12 protein-coding genes are annotated in these 17282 nt (G+C 62.9%); 6 read left to right on the top strand and 6 right to left on the bottom strand.

Annotation, left to right across the window (positions count from 1 at the left end):
- The first annotated feature begins 261 nt into the window (after positions 1–261).
- On the top strand, positions 262–3591 hold the full coding sequence (locus ASG83_RS09815; protein ID WP_055860620.1) for a DEAD/DEAH box helicase: 3330 nt from the start codon (positions 262–264) through the stop codon (positions 3589–3591).
- The gene (locus ASG83_RS09810) at positions 3588–5582 is read left to right on the top strand and encodes an AAA family ATPase (protein WP_156711088.1); all 1995 of its coding nucleotides are present in this window, start codon (positions 3588–3590) and stop codon (positions 5580–5582) included. The genes ASG83_RS09815 and ASG83_RS09810 overlap by 4 nt, the downstream gene beginning before the upstream one ends.
- A gap of 27 nt (positions 5583–5609) precedes the next feature.
- Here ASG83_RS09810 and ASG83_RS12715 read toward each other — a convergent pair whose 3' ends face one another.
- The 6 genes from ASG83_RS12715 to ASG83_RS09785 form a co-directional block, all read right to left on the bottom strand.
- Positions 5610–5885 carry a DUF2130 domain-containing protein gene (locus ASG83_RS12715; protein WP_235460171.1) on the bottom strand — a complete coding sequence of 92 codons (276 nt, stop codon included), beginning with the start codon at positions 5883–5885 and terminating at the stop codon, positions 5610–5612.
- A complete protein-coding gene (locus ASG83_RS09805) occupies positions 5866–8412 on the bottom strand; it encodes a DEAD/DEAH box helicase family protein (protein WP_055860614.1) in 2547 nt (848 codons plus the stop codon). Before ASG83_RS09805 ends, ASG83_RS12715 begins: the two co-directional genes overlap by 20 nt.
- Positions 8405–10048, bottom strand: coding sequence for an Eco57I restriction-modification methylase domain-containing protein (locus tag ASG83_RS09800; protein ID WP_055860611.1), 1644 nt, complete (start codon positions 10046–10048; stop codon positions 8405–8407). Before ASG83_RS09800 ends, ASG83_RS09805 begins: the two co-directional genes overlap by 8 nt.
- Positions 10045–12276: a DUF262 domain-containing protein gene (locus tag ASG83_RS09795; RefSeq protein ID WP_055860607.1), complete on the bottom strand. Its 2232-nt coding sequence runs from the start codon at positions 12274–12276 to the stop codon at positions 10045–10047. The genes ASG83_RS09800 and ASG83_RS09795 overlap by 4 nt, the downstream gene beginning before the upstream one ends.
- Positions 12273–12932: an N-6 DNA methylase gene (locus ASG83_RS09790; RefSeq protein WP_235460169.1), complete on the bottom strand. Its 660-nt coding sequence runs from the start codon at positions 12930–12932 to the stop codon at positions 12273–12275. Before ASG83_RS09790 ends, ASG83_RS09795 begins: the two co-directional genes overlap by 4 nt.
- A gap of 202 nt (positions 12933–13134) precedes the next feature.
- The gene (locus tag ASG83_RS09785; RefSeq protein WP_055860603.1) at positions 13135–14871 is read right to left on the bottom strand and encodes a nuclease-related domain-containing DEAD/DEAH box helicase; all 1737 of its coding nucleotides are present in this window, start codon (positions 14869–14871) and stop codon (positions 13135–13137) included.
- 105 nt (positions 14872–14976) lie between these two features.
- On the opposite strand from ASG83_RS09785, the gene ASG83_RS09780 reads away from it, so the two are divergent.
- The 4 genes from ASG83_RS09780 to ASG83_RS09765 all read left to right on the top strand — a co-directional run bounded on the left by ASG83_RS09780 (position 14977) and on the right by ASG83_RS09765 (position 17266).
- Entirely contained in the window at positions 14977–15873 is an 897-nt protein-coding gene (locus ASG83_RS09780) for an HNH endonuclease (protein ID WP_082599199.1), read from the top strand.
- Between the two features lie 106 nt (positions 15874–15979).
- Positions 15980–16462 carry a DUF2510 domain-containing protein gene (locus ASG83_RS12920; protein ID WP_055860597.1) on the top strand — a complete coding sequence of 161 codons (483 nt, stop codon included), beginning with the start codon at positions 15980–15982 and terminating at the stop codon, positions 16460–16462.
- Between the two features lie 106 nt (positions 16463–16568).
- Entirely contained in the window at positions 16569–16979 is a 411-nt protein-coding gene (locus ASG83_RS09770) for a DUF2510 domain-containing protein (protein ID WP_055860594.1), read from the top strand.
- An 80-nt stretch (positions 16980–17059) separates the two neighbouring features.
- On the top strand, positions 17060–17266 hold the full coding sequence (locus tag ASG83_RS09765) for a dodecin family protein (RefSeq protein ID WP_055860592.1): 207 nt from the start codon (positions 17060–17062) through the stop codon (positions 17264–17266).
- The last annotated feature ends 16 nt before the right edge of the window (positions 17267–17282 follow it).

Raw genomic sequence — 17282 nt, 5'->3', positions numbered from 1 at the left:
GGCTTCGCGGTGGTGACTTCTTGCGCGCTGCAGTTGACTAACAGCATGTTGCGCTTGTGGTGGTCACAGGGGAACTCGATGTCGTCGATGTGTTCCGCCTTCGCTATCCACGGTTCACGATGTCGGGCCCTCTGACTACAGTGGCGAGAAAGAGACGTACGCTCACCGTTGAGCGACTCGTTATCGAGGAAAGCCCGGCCGGAGGATGCCCATGAACCGCTCTCTGTCGACCCTTGCCTGCGCCCGAACGGGCACCGCGACGTGCTGACGTTCCGCCTTCACCCTCTTCCGGATGACCTCGAGGTGGCGCTGCGCGGGGCAACCTTCGCGCGAGCGATCGTGATCGACGAGCCTGTCTCCGAGCTTGTCGGGCTCGTCGGCGAGGTGCGCACCAGCAAGGAGAACGTTCCCGGTCTCCCAGCGGGCATCTACACATTCGAAGGGATCGAAGGGTCGCTGATGATGCAGGTCGGGGCCGGCCCGACCGCGACCTCGATGGAGTTCGTCTCTGAGGTGCTCGAGGACGACCTCGAGCACCAGCTGTTGGACGCCTACGGTTGGGCTGAGCACCTCTGGGAATCGGGTACTCCCGTTCCAGCGCCGCGCTTCGCCGTGGACGACCGTGCAATCACCTCGGGTACCGGCCACGATGTTGAGATCCGCGACCGCTCCTATGACGGGGGGCAGTGGGCATATCGAGTCCGAGGCAACAGCGGCATCAATATGTACGTCGAAAATCGACTCGAGCCGATCGCCGCCCTCGACCTCCCCGACGAATGGGTGCAGGGCGCGCGGGAGTCCGTTGCGCGATTCGGGGCGACCCTCACTCGCACGAAGCTCCGCGGCAGGTTCGCCGACACGATCTACTCGTTTCGCGCGACCCGCACCGTTTTCAGGCCCTACCAGTTCAAGCCAGTGCTGAAGCTGCTGCAGAACGGTCAGGCGCGGATCCTCATCGCCGACGAGGTCGGCCTCGGCAAGACGATCGAAGCGGGCCTGATCTGGACCGAGCTCGAGGCGCGTCACGACGCCGACCGCGTGCTTGTCGTCTGCCCGTCCGGCCTGATTGATAAGTGGCGCGACGAGATGTCGGAGCGCTTCGGATTCGAGCTGACCCTGCTCGACCAGCACGAGCTGCAGCGCATGCTCGAACAGCACCGTGAGGGTCGCCTGCCTAAGCGCAAAGCCTATGTCGTCTCGATCGAGACTCTACGGATCTGGAAGGCACTCGAGGAGCTCGAGGACAACCCTCCCGAGTTCGATCTCGTGATCGTCGACGAGGCGCACGCCATGCGCAACAGCGACACCAAGAGCTATCAGCTCGGCCAGCACCTGTCGGAATGGACGATCGGAACGAACATGGTCTTCCTGACCGCGACGCCGATCAACCTGCGCGAGACCGACCTGCTCCACCTCCTCGGCCTGCTGGAGCCGGCCGACTACGACACCATCGAAGACCTCGAGCTCCGCCTCCAGCCGAATGCCGTGCTCAACGATGTTGGCCGGATGCTCCCGGATCGCGATGCGACAGCGCAGCAGTTCGCGACCGCTCTCAAGGGCCTTCGGGGCCTCGCTTTCGAGAAGGTCATCACCATGCGCCCCGAGTACGGGGAGCTCGAGACGATCCTTGCTCGGGCTCCGCTGGCGCCGAAGGACATCGCGCGCGCCCGCCAAGTGATTGGTGAGCTCAACGCGCTCTCCACCACAGTCACCCGCACCCGGCGCGCCGAGGTCGACGAGAAGAAGGCGATGCGCGACGCCGAGCCGGGTATCGAGATCCGCTGGTCGCCCGCGGAGTCGGCCTTCTATCGGGAGTACCTGCAATGGTGCGCTCGTCGCGCCGACCTAGCTCGCACGCCGATGTACTTCTCGATGCAGATGCCGATCCGCCTGGCAAGCACAAGCGTGCATCTCGCCGCGCGCGACGTGCTGCGCCACGACGAGCCGGAGCTGCTCGAGGGCGACGTGCCGGGCGATCGGCCGTCCGCATGGGTCGATCCGCACCCCGAGCTGGTCGAGACCGCTCGCCGGGTGCTCGCTGTTCCCGACACGAAGCTTGCCCGATTGCGGGAAGTGCTCCTCGAGCTCAAAGGCGAAGGGCGTCAGGCTCTGCTGTTCACCTGGTCGAAAGCCACCCTCCGGTACCTGGAGGAGCACTTCAGAGATGAGTTCTCGATCGCAGTCATGAACGGTGACGTCAAGCGCGAACGCCGTCGAAGAATCATGAAGGACTTCCGCGCGGGCCAGTACGACTTCGTGTTCGCGAACCGTGTCGCCTCCGAGGGTCTCGACTTCGAGTTCTGCAGCGCGGTGATCAACTACGACCTGCCCTGGAACCCGATGGAGATCGAGCAGCGCATCGGCCGCATCGATCGCATTGGACAGCAGTCGGAGAAGATCCTGATCCGTAACTTCTACAACGATGAAGCGATCGACTCCCGGATCCTCTACAAGGTCCTCCACCGCATCGACATCTTCCAGCGCTCAATTGGAGAGCTCGAGCCGATCATCGGCGAGCACTTCGACCTCCTGCGCTCAGCGATGGACTTCCGACTTACCCCTGCGCAGCAGGAGGAGAAGGCGAACCAGTTCCTCACCGCGATCGAGGCGCAGCGCGCGGGGCTCCGCGAGGTGGTCGAATCTTCAGCTGGCCTCATCATTGCGAACGATGTCGAGATCGCGGGACTCGAGGAGGAGCTCATCGCCACAGGTCGCTACCTGGGGCAGACCGAGCTGGCGCACCTCATCGACGACTGGGCGCAGACTGACGGAGGCGAGCGCATCACGCTGTCCGACGACGGGAAGAGCATCGACATCAAGGGCAACGCGGCTATGGCGTCGCGGCTGATCGACCTCTCCAAGCGGGGCGTCCGCGGCCGCGCCGAGGTGAGCACGCTCGTCTCGGCCCTGCAATCGAACATGCCGATCACGCTGTCGATCGATGCCGAATTCTCACGGACATCCGATCTCGAACTGCTTTCGGCAACCCACCCTCTGGTCATGGCGGCAGCCGAGGTGCCGGGCCACCGTCACGCGCGATTCGCTTCCGTGCGCATCCCGGCTACGCCGGAGGTCGCGCCGGGTCGTTACCTCGTCGTACTCTCACACGCCGAGAACGCCCGCAGGGGCGGAGACGAGATCTGGGGCTCGGCCGTCGACCTGGAGGGTCGCGCGATCGGAGAGGCCCCCGCCGACGCACTACTGGCGGCCCTCGCCCGCGGCGACCTGCGTGACGGTCCCGCATTCAACGTGAATGGGTTACCGCGACTCGCAGCTCGGGCTCGTCGTGAGCTTGAGCAGCGTCACCGAACGGTGCAGGATCAGCGCGACCTCGAGGAAGGTGCGCTTACTGAGGCCCGCCGCACCGTGCTCGCCGAGCAGCATGCGCGGCGGCTCCGTGGAATCGCGCGGCGCATGCAGACCATGCTCGACCGAGCGCGCGGCGCGAACGTCGTCCGAATGGTGGAGGGCCAGCGCCGTCGACAGCAGGAGCGATACGAGCGACTGATTGCCGAGCTGGATGCACGCCAGCCCCCGGCTGTCGGACTCAAATACCTGGCCGTGTGCACGCTGGAGGTGACGGGACGATGACCACGACGGATCCCAAGGTGATCGCCGATGAGAAGGCGATCGAGCAGAGATACCGGGCGGAGCTCGAGCGCAAGGCAATCGCCGCTCCGCAGGCCATTCGCGAAGTCATCAGGAACACCTTCCTCGACATGCCACACGAGGAAAGGGCCCGGAACGGCGAGATCGTCGGCCGCGTCGCGCTCGAACAGCCCGAGGAGATCCTCGACGGCAAGCGCGACTTCTACATCGGCACGGCGAGGCTCGGCGGCGACGGGTTCGAGGTCTTCAGCTGGGCCGCCCCCGTCGCATCTACTTACTACCGCGGTTCCCGCGTCCGCCGAGGAGCCCGCGAGCCCCACGAATGGTGCGACCAGGTCGCCGCCGTGCGTGTCTTCGCACACGCGAAGGGCGAGCTGAGCGACTTCCAGGACGAAATCGAGGTCACGGAGGACGTGGCAGCGCTCTTCCCCCCTCTCGAGGTCGAGATCCCGCGAGCCCCGCGCCGCCCCGTCGTTCGGGCGGAGAAGCCCGCGATCGTCCCGGGAGCCCCCGAGCACGAGCCGGCACCCGACAGTGACCTGCCGAGCGCCACGACCGCGGTTGCGCAGAAGACATCGACTCCCGCGGTGAAGCTACCCGGCCCCGCCCTTCGTGCCCCAGAGCTGCTACGCCGTCAGCTCGCGGCGCCCAAAACGGGGGCGATGTCCGCCATGCTCTCGACGCTGCAGACAGACCAGTACGACGCGATTGTGCGCGATGCCATGGAGTCGCAGATCCTCCAAGGTCATCCCGGCACAGGCAAGACAGTGATCGCGGCGCACCGCGCCGCGTACCTCCTCAACCCGGAATCGCCCAAGGAGACCCGCGCCAAGGGCACTGTTCTCGTGATTGGCCCCACCGTGGAGTATGTCGAGCACATCGCCGGCACGCTGCGTCGGCTGATCGACGATCCCGACCGTTACGAGGTGAAAGCCCTCCCCACGCTGCTCGATGAGCTAGCTGGTCTGAACGACTCGAGCGAGCCTACCGAGTCGATCCGCTACACCGATGTCGACCTCGGGCTCGCTGACCTCGTCGATCACGCGTACAAGCTCGCGAAGAGCAATGTCGGAGACGGCGAACAGGCGAACGCGGCAGACGTGTACTACGAGCTCATCAACTTCCTGAACGATCCCCCGAACGGGGTGCTGGAGAAGGAATGGGCCGAGCATCTCCGAGGACTGCCGAAGAGCTACGAGGAGATCCGGCGTCAGCGTCTTCGACGCCATCGGGGGCTGCTGGCCTACATCGGCGCCCGAACCACCCGACGCCCGAACCCTGGTCACGTCATCGTCGACGAGGCGCAGGACATCACGCCCATCGAGTGGAAGGCTCTCGCCTGGCTGGGCAACCGAGGCGGGTGGACGATCCTCGGAGATCTGAACCAGCGCCGCACCGACCACACCTTCAGCTCGTGGGATGGAGTCACCGACATCCTCGCCATCGAGGACGGGGAGGGGCGAGCGCCAGTGCGTTTACTGGAGCGCGGCTACCGATCGACGGGGCAGATCATCTCGTTCGCGAACCAGCTGCTCTCCCGTGGAGACCGCTCGCTCTACTCGCTGCAGCAGGACGGCGAGGTTCCGACCGTGACCAAGGTCTCAAATGGCCAGACCGTCATTGATTCGGGCATCGCGGCAGCGCTCGCCCTCGTCGAACGGGTTGATCGGGGGACGGTGGCGATCATCACCCCGCAGCAGCTCGGCGTCACAGCGGCTCTCAGCAAGCGGGGATGGAAGACGGTTAGCGCAGGCAGCACTACGTGGACAGACGATTCACGCGAGCTGCGAATCCTGGTCCCCGAGCGCGCGCGGGGCCTCGAGTTCGACGGCGTCGTCGTGATCGAACCTGCGGACTTCCCTGAGAACGTCGGGCGTCAGGGCGTGCTCTACACCGCACTGACCCGGGCGAACCGCTACCTCACCGTGGTGCACAGCAAGTCATTGCCGCAGGGACTCAAGGCCCCGCGCTGACGGGAACCAGATCGAGCCGGCCGCGCATCACCCGTCCGGCTCGGTCTGCCCCTCTGCCAACTCCGCAAACTTCGCCGCCATGGTCGAGTTCCCCCGCGTCAGCTTCTTGATGTTCACGTCTTGAGCCTTGCTGTTCGCAAGACGCAAGTTCTCCCCCGAACGCAGCAGAGCATCCTTGACCTTCTGCAACCGCACGATTGCCTTGTCGATCTCGTCGATCGCCTCGCCGAACCGCCGCGGGTGCAGAAAGGATAGACCTTCAAGTCCAATGCCTGGGCATTTGCTAGGTGCCGTGTAGCGCAACCACGGTGTCGTACAACCCGATACGTCGGAGCCCGTCGTGCGACGGGATCCCGGTGTATGACAGCGATGCATCTTCGTAGCGACGGAAGGCGAATACAGCCTGGTTCATGTGCGTCGAGTTGAACACGCCAAGCGACACCAGATGCTCAAAGTCGGCGACCGTCAGTCCAGTGACAGCCTTGAATAGCCCTGGCTCAAGTTTGGTGATGACATCCTTAAGCGTGTTCTCGCGATAGTCGGTCAAGTACATGAACGCCGGAATCCGCGTCGCGAACTTGATCAGCTTCTCTTGAATCTGCTTGCGCTTCGACTTGTATTCCTTCTCCTCGTCGGAGAGCTGCTTCTTCTCTTTCGGTGTGAGGCTCTCGCCCTTCTCCTTCTTTGTGTTCTTGACCGACTCGCTCTTGTTAACCACGGTCTCGAAGACACTCGCGCCCAGCGCCCGGAACCCTTCGATGTTCATGACGGCTTCCATCGCCTTATCACTCGCCATGATGCGCTTGAGGGTTTCGTTGTCGACGTTGACGAGGATCGCCGACTCCCACTTTCGCGCGAGCAGAGTTGCAGATGTTCCAGCCATCGCGATATCGAGAATGGCACCCGCGTCGACCTGGGTCATGTTCGCACCGTCGTAGGCGAGCACGGGCAGAAACGACACAAGTTCCTCCACGGCATGCTCGGGGTTCGGCTCGTCAGGCGACAATCCGATTGCATACTCCGAGAGCTGCTGAAGTGCGCGCGTCGGGGCGAAGTCGAAGACGAAGCAGACTGGCTTCAGCACTTCCTCTTCGTTCGGGTCTTCGCCGTTCGGGTTCTTGATCGACCAGGGCGACTGCACGCGAAACGCTGACTGAAAGTACGTTTCGGGTGACTTGAGATTGCGAAGCATCAAGATCGATGCCCACTGAGGCACTGTGACGCCCGTGGTGAGCTTGCCGCAGGACAGGGTGACTGTCTTGGTGTCGACCCCGTTGCCGATTGCGTTCCGCACCGGCGGCAGTGCCTCCAACCCGATCCCGGCGCCCGGGCCCGCCACATTGAGCACGTTGTATTGGCCCCAGTACGGGACGTTTTGCCTCTCGCCGAGAAGGTTCAGCATCGCGTGACAGGCAGCGACGTTCGGCAAGAACCAAAACGAGTGCTGCAGATACGGCAGCAGTCGCGCGTCGGAGTAGGGGAATGGTGGTCGAGTGCCGCCCTTCATGGCGTCAACTTGGGTCGGAATGTGCTGGCCGCGGATGATATCGAGCCACTTTTGCACGTCGTCTTTGTGGGTGAACTTCGCGTTCACCCCTACCCCGGTCGCGGCGAAGAAAGCGTTGAGGTCGAACTCGTCGAACTCGCCCTGGCTCGCTACCTTTACCAATTCGTCGGGCATCTGGTACGTGAGTAGGCGCATCTCTGGCATGGCGCCGTAGGGGTTTAGCTTGTCGGGGTGCTTCTTCGAGTACTGGGCTTTGGCCCTTTGCTCGTCGGTGTAGGTCCAGTTGAAGATCTGCTCTTCGATGAACTCTCCTGTTGCCAATGCTTTGAACGGAGTGCCCGAGAGGTAGAGGTAGGCGCGGGTGGTGATCGGCAAGAAATCGGTCTCATCGCTGCCGAGCTCGTCGAGTTCTTCATCGAAGGTCTCCAGCGCCTCGCCATATTCGCCGGCGAGCTCTTTCTTCGCCTCCTTCTCGTCTTCCCCCTCGAAGAGCTCCTTGGCGCTGTCACGCCACGCACCGAAGTGGTACTCGTCGAAGATGACGAGATCCCACTCAATTTCGTGAATCCACTCGTTCTTAGCCTTGATGAGTCCCGTCGCCCTGTCGCGCCCGAGCAAGTCCTGAAACGAACCGAAGTACACGAGCGGCTTCTTTTTTTCGACAGTCAGCGGGTTGACGCCTGATGCCTTTGAGACGTACTGCCACGCGTCGAAGTCGCTGTGAGTGAGCAGGTCGGTGGCCCATGCGTCTTCCACTGCCGGCTTGAAGGTCACGACGAGTACACGCTTGGCTCCGAGCGACTTCGCCAGCTGGTAGCTCGTGAACGTCTTGCCGAAACGCATCTTTGCGTTCCACAAGAAGCGCGGCACAGCGTGCATGTTCTCCTTCCAAATCGAATGAAAGTAGTCATGCGTCTTCTCAACCGCCCGCTTCTGCTCGGGCCGCATCGAGAATGTCGCGTGATGGGTGCCGCTCACCGACTGGCCTGTGCGCAGCTCGGTGATCGCAGTGAGCACGTCGGCAACCGAGCACTCCATCCACTCAAGCGTGGGATTGGCGAAGCCCTTTGCCTTCAATCGTTCGCGCACGTCATGGTCTCGAATGAACGATCCATCATCACGGATGGCCGACTCATCGACATCGATCGTGTAGTTCGTCACAGCCGCAGTCTTCAACTGTTGGCCGACTCGAGCCTTGACCTCCTGAGTGGTTTGCCCAACTTTCAGCCAGCCTGCGTGCTGCTCATCATGAATCGCATAGGCGTAGATGCGGAGCTGCCCTTGTGGCCGCTCCGGCATGAGTTCGTTGAGTGATTTACTCATCGACTAATTCTTCGTCATGTGCCGCAACCTGCGATTCAAGGAACGCAATCTCGTCCTTCGTCAGGCCGTAGCGCGCGTAAAGCTTCGCATCGGTCCAGTGCTCAGATTGCGGCAGGTCTGGGACGAAAGAGTAAACGTCGCGGTTCGCGTGCTGTGTCGACTTGCGTAGCGAAACGAGGAACCGAACGAAACGAGTTCGAAGGTAGGCGCTATAACGCTGTGCCTCTGCTTCCGATTTGAAACGACCGGCAACGAGGTAAGTTTCTGTGGAAGCCGTGCCAGGTTCGGCGACTATGGGTTTGCTCAAGAATTTCGTCTCGACCGCAGCACTGGTGCCTTGAACAGCCGTCATGAACACTTTCCAGTCATCCACCCAATCAGCGTTCTGCGGAATCTCGCTGCGGTCGACATAGCTGATTCGCTGCGATCCGTATAGACGCACAGGGTCCTCGATGCCCGTGGCCGAGGGCCGACCATGGAAGAAAGTACGCAGACCGAACGGTTTACCAGGGGAGACACGCAGTTCAAGGGTCTGCTCACCTACAGACGACACCTTCTCGAGAATGGAAACGGCCTCGTTCCGTCGGACCAGCACATCGTACGCATCGAGTGAACGAGCGACAGGCTCCCCTAGAGGCTTGCCATCCCACATCGTCTGAATCCAGCATGGGCCCTTATAGTCACGATCCCACAGAAAGTACGAAATGCCGCCACGAATCTTGACGCCAGGGAAGCCGTCGTAGAGCTTCGGGAAATCGACCAAGTACTTCAACTGGTGTGAGGAGAGCATCCGAGAACGGAACTTGTCCAATCCCCGACCACCCGCGAACCACCGAGAAGGAGTCACCATAACGACGAACTTAGGATCCAGCGCCATCGCGTTCTCGACAAAGTGCTGGTAAATCGGCGTCGCTGAGTTGCCGTGCCCACCGTCATCCAATTGGTAAGGCGGATTCCCTATGATCACGTCAAAATGCACTTCAACCCCAAACTGCTGCGCGACACGCGCCTTAATATCGCTGGTGTGGATAAAGGAGTAGGCGTAGGTCTCAAGCTCGTCGCCGCGGGCGTAGCCTTCTTCGCTTGCGCCGCAAAATGCGCAACGCCCCGTGCCAGCAACGTCGACCTTCAATTCGTTACCGGTTATCGTGTCGACCTGGAGAGCGCGCTCGCGGCCCTTCCAAGTGTGCTCGGTGCGCTCGAACCAAATGTTCCCGTCTTCCGTCGTGAACGACTTGGCTATGGAGTGCTTGCCGTTCGCGAACTTCGAGCAGTACAGACTGCGGCGGGCGAGCATGCCGGTCAGTTCGGTGACAGCGATCCCGTAGACCTGCTTCGTGAGAATGTGATCGACGCGCTCTTGCAAGTCAGGGATGCTTGATGCCAGCCCCTCGGCGAGGCGCGATGTGATCTCACGGAGGAAGACGCCCGACTTGGTGAACGGGTCGAGGAAGGTGACACTCTGGTCTTCCCAAATGTTCGCGCCTTCGTTGGCCTCAGCCCACGCAGCCTCGAGGGTGTCGAGCATCTGGTTCGCAAACTCCGGCGGCGTGAAGACCTCGTCGTTCGACAGGTTCGCAATACAGGTGAGTACGTCGGGGTTGCGTCCTCGCAGTGAGAATGTGGCTTGGCTCAATCCTCACCTCCGTCTTCGATTTCCTCCGCGGCAGAAAGCTCAGCCTCGATCTGTTCGGAGGACAAGGTGTCTTCACCCACGTCATCTCCTCCCGTCTCTTCGCCGAGGCTCAAGCGAAATTCGTTTCGGATCTCCCACAATGTCTTGCCAGAATCACGGATCTTCCAGAATCGCCATCCATTAATCCCGCCCTTATAGAGACCATCAGAGTTGGCCGCAACTCCAGCCGCAGACGGGGTGTCATGGCCGTGGCCGTTGACGTAGATTCGTCCATCCAGGCCAATTGCTGCGCGTGCGCCCTTCAGCACCGCTGGCCGCGCAACGAGTTCCGCCCCTTGCGCAATAGCGCCCTCGGAAACTAGGAGGGCCAAGTCAACGGCCCCGACGCGAGCTGGCTCGTCGTCAACCCCAGGCGCACTGACGTGACCTTCGGGCACGGGCCAGATCTTTAGGATGGTTTCGGTCAACGTCTTTGTGCGACTAGAGATGAGCGACTCGTTCCACTCCTCTGGAGCGCTCTGGATAACGTCATTGGTGATAAGTACGTCGTTGGCCTCTCTGAAATGTGCCACCTTGCTCTTCCACGCACTGTGAGAAACCCGGGAGTTGAGCTTGTTTGTGACAAGCGTCAGATTTCCCAATTCGTGAATTACTCGATCCCGGCTTGCGGACTTAGCGCCCATCTCCTCGTCGGCCCAAGTTGTCTCCCAATTAACGCGCCACTTCCGCGGCATTAGGTGCTCGATCGTACCGATCCGCCGAGGTACTGGCCCCATCCCCATCGCACGCCAGTCAGGGTATCCGCGTCGGTAATCCTCCAACGCTTCCAGAATCATGCGGAGTCGAGCCCGAAGATACTTGTTGAACGCAGGAGCTCCCTCGAGAGCGGACGTCACTTCGTCGTCGTCCGGCCAGTAGCCAACAGGTGTGTTGTTCGACGCGAGGTAATTCTCGGTCTCGATCGCCAGCTCGTCGTGTGGCTTCTTGCTCAGGCGAACCAGAAGGTCCATGAGGAACTTGTTCACGCCTTGTGAGGGCGCCTTGACGATAGCCCGCCGGACAAACCAACTCTCCAGGGATCTGAGGATCGATAGCCTGTCGCCATCCGGAATGTCCGCCTGTGCCTCCTCATCAAGCCAAATGAGTAGGGGTCGGATCACCTCGGAATCGAGGGTGCCGACACGGTAGCTGAACCATTGCTCCCGCGACAGCGGACCATCCTGTTTCTGCGCCCCCTCGATGACTACACGGTAGCGATCGGCCGCCGACTTGATTTCGGGCAAGAGCTCAAGAAGGTCACGGTCACGAGACGAGACATAGCTCTTGAACTGCCCGAATAGTTCACGAATCGGGAAATCTTCAAGCTTTCGTCCGCGAAGCCAGTGCCACAAGAACCACGATGAGCGTGGGTGCGTCACTCGGCCCGATGTTATGAGTTCAACCCACCACGGAGTCTCAAGCTCTGCCCAGTACTTGTAGTAGGCGCTTTCGGTTTCTGCGTCTGTGCCCTTGAAGTTTTGGAAGACGTAGTTCTTAATGAGATCCGCTGCGCTGAGAGGCACGCCCCGGGCGTTCAACGTCTCAAAGATCGCCTGTGCGTCCTCGTTGGCATCCAGGCGGATGCTCACCAATTCGAGTTGCGACGTCACCGCCGTAACCAAGAGGTGCGCACTTGCCCGCGGATTAGGGCTTGAGTCGAGCCAGGATCGGATTGCACTTGCGAAGTACTCGTGCGCTTCTGCCAGACGCGAAGGAACGACTGATGCGTAATCGACGGGAGTGCCCGCCGACATGATGGATACGAAGCCGACTCGATCGTGGTTGGTCGGCCACACCTTGTAGCGATCGTGTTCCCCTATATGAAACGCAGGAGGGTTCTGAATGAGCGGCTCGACCTGTCCTGCAAGGGATATCTCATCTCGCGAGAGCAGTTCAGCGTGCAGTGCATCAAGAAGTACCTGAAGCGTCGTCAATCGCTGCTGGCCATCGATCACGCTCCATGCCGGCATGTGACCGAGATCTGTCGGAAGCTGCTGTACGACAAACGCTCCGAGGAAGTGCGTAGAGGTGGAATCGCGCGCGAGCAACTCCGTGAGTCGCTCAATGTCCTGCCAGAGTGGCTCCCACTGGAGCTCACGGGACCAGACGTATGGGCGCTGGAAAAGCGGCACGACCAACCTCGCCGGCTGGAAGAAGACCTTCTGGGGCGACTCTTTGTCCGGCTTCATTCGGCCAACTCCTCGACACTCATTGGGGGATACTCCTTCACTGGGGCAAAAATCTCGTGCTCTTCTAAGTGCGCCCAAAGTGTGCCCTCGAAGGATGCTCGTTGGGTCAAGCTGTCGTAGCGAAAGTCGCGCCGCTGGAACTTACCCCTGCCTAGGTAGCCCCACTCCGGAAACGTGATCGGCTCGCCGGCTGCGTTGGTCATGCTGAGCGCGTCGCCCTGGACGATATTTGTGGCAACGACCTTCGCTGCCGCTTGATACCAAGCGTCTCCCGCTCCCTTGCATACAAATTGGGCGAAAACGCTCAGCAGATTCTCCCGACACTCCGCCGCATTGTCGGCCAAGAGCTCGATGCCGTACGTGCACATGAGCGCGAGCATCGCGTAGTGGTTGCGCTCGAATTCGCTCGCGCCGTAGCGGACGCCGACGGTCGCCAATTTGCGCATGAGTACGGGCACAAGGAAGTTTCCTGAGCCACAGGCCGGCTCAAGAACTCGTGAGTCAATGCGCTCCGACTCCGCCTTGACCAGGTCGAGCATGTCGTTGACCATCCAGTCAGGGGTGAAGACTTCCCCGTGATCTGCCACTCGCTTCTTTGATCGGGTCAACGCTGGGGGCGGCGATGGCTGTTCTCTTTCAGGCTGTTGGTTGACCACGTCGCCAACAGTACTTGTGAGGGAGGACGTTACTGGGAGCGTGCGGACGGAGAGAACCGGGAGTGTGCTCACGAGGTGCTTCAAGCTACGGCCTCGGCCGAATGCTCGGCATACCTGACATCGCGCCGCATGAATCTCCCCTTCAGTAGGACTTGAACACGACAAGTTCACTGACGTCATTTCTGAGTGAGATTAGCTCAGATCAGGCGCCTTCAGTGCTCTGCTCGATCACCACAAGTCGATCCGTCGCTCTCGACGCCCCCACATAGAGCAGATCGCGGTGGTACTCCTTCGACAGGTCGACGTCGGTCAGAATTACCGCCGGCGCCTCAAGACCCTTGAACTCGTGGATGCTCCCCCACCGAATGCGCGTCGGGTCTTCAATACCTGTGCCGAGGCGTGAGGTGAGGCGGGCATCCGCGGTCGGGTCAGCAAGAGCCTGGCCGACCGCCGACCGCTCGCGGGCGTAGGACGACAGAATGACCAGCTCGCGCACCGTGAACGGCTCCGACATGATGCGCTCGACGGCGTCGGCGAGCAGGCGCAGCTGCTCGTCCAGGGTGGTGAAGGCGTGGCGCTCGACCGAGACCCGGTCGTCGTCGCTGCGGCGGTGCTCGCTGTAGAGGGTCGGCTCGCCGATGAGCTCGGCCACGAAGCGCGCCACCTCGGGGGTCGTGCGCACGTTCTTGTCGAGTCGGAGCGTCATGAGACCCGGCATGCGGCTGAGCACGGTGGCGCGGGCATCCGTAACCTCGTCGTCGTCTGCATGGCGACGGTAGATGACCTGGTGCTCGAAGTCGCCGGTGATGAAGACTGGCGCGCCCTCGAGTCCGCCCACTAGTAGCGCGTCAAGCACGTCGAGGTACTGCTCAAGCGCCACGTCTTGCGCCTCGTCGACAACGAGATAGTCGTATTGCGGGCCCAGTTCGAGCGCCGCCTCGAGCGCCTGTTCGGGCAGAGTCTGGTCGTACCACTCGGGCTCCACGCGCCCGCTCTCGAGCTTACGCCGCGCCTCGTTCTTGCCCACGTGCCGATCGACCACCTGCGCCATCAACGAGTGGATGCGCCGCACCTCCAAGCCTTCACCGCAGAGCTCGGCGAGTCGGGCTTCGATGAGGCGATTGAAGACGACGACGAGTGTGCGCTTCCCGGCGACGCAGGCTCGGCGCGCGGCCTCCGCCGCTACCCAGGTCTTTCCCGAGCCGGCGGGCCCCTCGACCAGCAGCCGCGGGTTGGTTCCGACCACGTCGAGCACCTTCACTTGCTCGGCCGTGAACTGGGCCTGCTCGGCTTCGCGGCGGCGAGCGAGCTCTTTGGCGCTGAGCTCGGCGACGAACCGCGGGGTCAGCATCTCGACGATGCGGTCGGCGTGTGGGGCGTCGGGTTGGCCGGCGACGCGGCGGTAGCCGCTGACGCTCTCGGCGAGGTGGGTGTTCGCGTGGGTCAGCGCGCGGATCACCGCGGCGGCGGCGTTGCCGTTCGCGAGGTCGGCGGCATCCAGCAATTGCCAGTCATGCCAGCCGATGCTGGGGGCGAATTTCGTTTTGCTCAGCTGCGTGAGCCACGCGGCGTGAAAGACCGGGTAGCCGACTGGGCCGGCCCCTTTCGACTGCAGGTATTCGATGATGGAGTGCTGCGCGCTAGACGCCTGCTCGAAGGGGCTGCGGGTGACCCAGGCGCGGCTGCCGTAGCGCCAGCGCCCCTCACCGTCGGCCTCGATGCTCTCGTGCGACTTCACTTCAATGACCAGGATGCCCTGCCCCGGCGCCACGACCACAAAGTCGGCTTCGCCCTGCACTTGGCTGACGTGCCGCGCGATCTCGAGCGAGTGGAAGACGACCCAGTCATCGGTGCGAGGCGCGTCGCGGAGCGCCGCGAAGACAGCGCGCTCCCCCGGTGGGGCGTCATCGCCGATCGTCCGAGGGATCATCCGTGCCATTGGAATTGAGCGTAGGTCGATTGGTTGTCGCAGTCGACACCCCCGAAGCGGTGGCAAGGTCTGGGCTCGCGATTAGGCTGCGTTGAAATAGGGCGAGGAGCGAGGATGCTGTCGAGCGAGGAACAGGCACGTTTGCGGTTGGAGATCTTCGCCGAGCTCGAACTATTTATCGACGCACGCGGCGGGTTCGCCAGCCGTGACGAGCTCACGTCATTCACCTTGCGAGGCGGCACGCGCATCCCGCTCATCGACCGCAACAAGGGCATACGCAACCCGGCCGAGTTCGACGCCACGCTGGCGATCGTCTCGGCCGGCGACAAGGGCCGCTACAACGTCTACGACGACGCCATCGACCGCTCGAGCGGGTTGCTCTATTACTCGTGGGCGCAAGGCCCTCTCAACGCGGGCGACAACCGCAAGCTGCACGTCGCGTTCGAGCAGCAGGTGCCGATCATCCTTTTCGAAAAGCCGCTGCCCAACCTCTACGTTCCCGTCTTTCCGGTTCGCGTCATCGACGTACTGCCCGAGCAACGACAGTTCGTCATCGACCTCGACGAGAGCGGCGCTCGCGCCACCACGGCGACCCCGCTCGACAAGCGGTATGTCGAGCGCCTCGTGAAGCAGCGCGTGCACCAGCCGGTCTTCCGGGCTCGCGTCCTCAGCGCCTACAACATGCGATGCGCGGTCTGCACGCTGAAGTACGCCGAGCTACTCGACGCGGCGCACATCATCGCCGACACCGACGAGCGCGGGCTCCCGGTGGTCACGAATGGCATGGCAATGTGCAAGATCCACCATGCGGCGTACGACCAGAACTTCCTCGGCGTGAGCCCCGACTACGTCGTCCACATCAACGAGCGGCTGCTCGCCGACCGCGACGGGCCGATGCTGCAGTACGGACTCCAGGCGATGGACGGCAAGCCGCTTGAGCTGCCAACCCGACGCGACAACCGACCCGATCGCGACTTCCTCGCCGAGCGCTTCGCCAGCTTCGCCTCGTAGCCCCCGCCCCAGCGCTCGCCACGGCGCCGCCTCACGCCGCATAATGAACTCACCTCACGCGCGCGCCTCACCCACGCGCCCCCACCCGAGCCCCGAGGAACCCGAGATGACCCTCAACCCCGCCGACTACGGCCAGGCGCCGCCCGCCGAGGGCTGGTTCCCCGACCCAACCTCCCCCGGCCACGAGCGCCGCTGGGACGGCACCTCCTGGACGAACGAGACGCGCGAGTCCGCCAAGTCGCAGCTCATCGAGCCGTCCGCGCTCGCGAGCCCCGACCAGCTGAACGCCGCCATCCTCAGCGCCGAGGCCTACAGCGAACTCGTCGACCTCGCTCCCCCGACGCCGCCCGCCTCCGTGCCGCTGCTGTCGGTCGCCACCGCGCCCAAGCGCGACCGGAAGACGCGCCGGCTCGTCGGCGGACTCTCGCTGCTGCTCGTCTTCGCCGGAGTCATCGCCGTCATCGTCGGCGTCTACGGCCTCGTCGGCGTGCTCGCGCTTCCCTCCAGCGCGGCGATCCTGCTCGCCGTCGCCGGCGCCGTCGTCTTCTTCGTCGGCATCGTCGTCGGGGCGATCCGCACGCGCCGCTGACCTCCGAACGAGCACAAACCAGCAGCGCGAGCCGCGATCGCAGATTCACACCCCCCATTCGGGGGGCACTCCGAGAAATGCCAGGGGCATCCCGGACGATTCTCACGTGACTGACATCGTGATCATCCAGCCGCGCGAGGGATGGTTCGCCGACCCCACCGTCCCCGGCCAGGAGCGCTGGTGGGATGGCGCCGCATGGACGCCCCTCACCCGCCCCGCCGCCCGAACCGCACCCGTCGGCCCCGAGCAGCCCGCGAGCCCCGACCAGATCGAGACTGCGATCGAGAGCGCCGAGGCCTACACCGAGCTCGTCGACCTCGCTCCCCCGCGCATCGACGAGCGCCTCGTCACCCGCGTCGACGCCGCCGAGCTCGCCGACGCCGCGCGCCAGCCGTCGGCGCGGGCCGGCTATGCCGCCGCGGTCGCCGTCGGAATGCTCGGTTCCGCCCTCATCGCCGCCACCGCCGTGATCACGAGCAGCCTCGTGCAGTCGGGCACAGTAGCGCTTCCCTTCTAGCCGGCGCACCCCCTTGCGGTACATCGGCCGCGCACCTTGACTGGCCCCTTCACCCGCTTCACCGAAGAAGGAGGAACGTTATGTCATCAGTCGCCCGCGTCACCACCATCACCGCACGATCCGAGAAGAGCTTCGAAGACGCCATCCGCGTCGGCATCGAGCGCTCGAGCGCCACGCTGCGCAACGTCGAAGGCGCCTGGGTCAAGGAGCAGAAGGTCGACATCGACAACGGCACCGTGCGCATGTGGCACGTGACGCTCGAGGTCACGTTCGTCCTCGACGACTAGACACCACGAACACTGC

The sequence above is a fragment of the Yonghaparkia sp. Soil809 genome (assembly GCF_001429705.1).
Taxonomy (GTDB): domain Bacteria; phylum Actinomycetota; class Actinomycetes; order Actinomycetales; family Microbacteriaceae; genus Microcella.
Note: the sequence above shows the minus strand (reverse complement) of the source record. Positions and strands in the feature narration are given on the sequence as shown.

Bases quoted from the DNA above. Each gene is read 5' to 3' on its own strand.
- ASG83_RS09810 (WP_156711088.1), top strand. From the start codon at position 3,588: ATGACCACGACGGATCCCAAGGTGATCGCCGATGAGAAGGCGATCGAG.
- ASG83_RS09805 (WP_055860614.1), bottom strand. From the start codon at position 8,412: ATGAGTAAATCACTCAACGAACTCATGCCGGAGCGGCCACAAGGGCAG.
- ASG83_RS09795 (WP_055860607.1), bottom strand. From the start codon at position 12,276: ATGAAGCCGGACAAAGAGTCGCCCCAGAAGGTCTTCTTCCAGCCGGCG.
- ASG83_RS09785 (WP_055860603.1), bottom strand. From the start codon at position 14,871: ATGGCACGGATGATCCCTCGGACGATCGGCGATGACGCCCCACCGGGG.
- ASG83_RS09780 (WP_082599199.1), top strand. From the start codon at position 14,977: ATGCTGTCGAGCGAGGAACAGGCACGTTTGCGGTTGGAGATCTTCGCC.
- ASG83_RS12920 (WP_055860597.1), top strand. From the start codon at position 15,980: ATGACCCTCAACCCCGCCGACTACGGCCAGGCGCCGCCCGCCGAGGGC.
- ASG83_RS09765 (WP_055860592.1), top strand. From the start codon at position 17,060: ATGTCATCAGTCGCCCGCGTCACCACCATCACCGCACGATCCGAGAAG.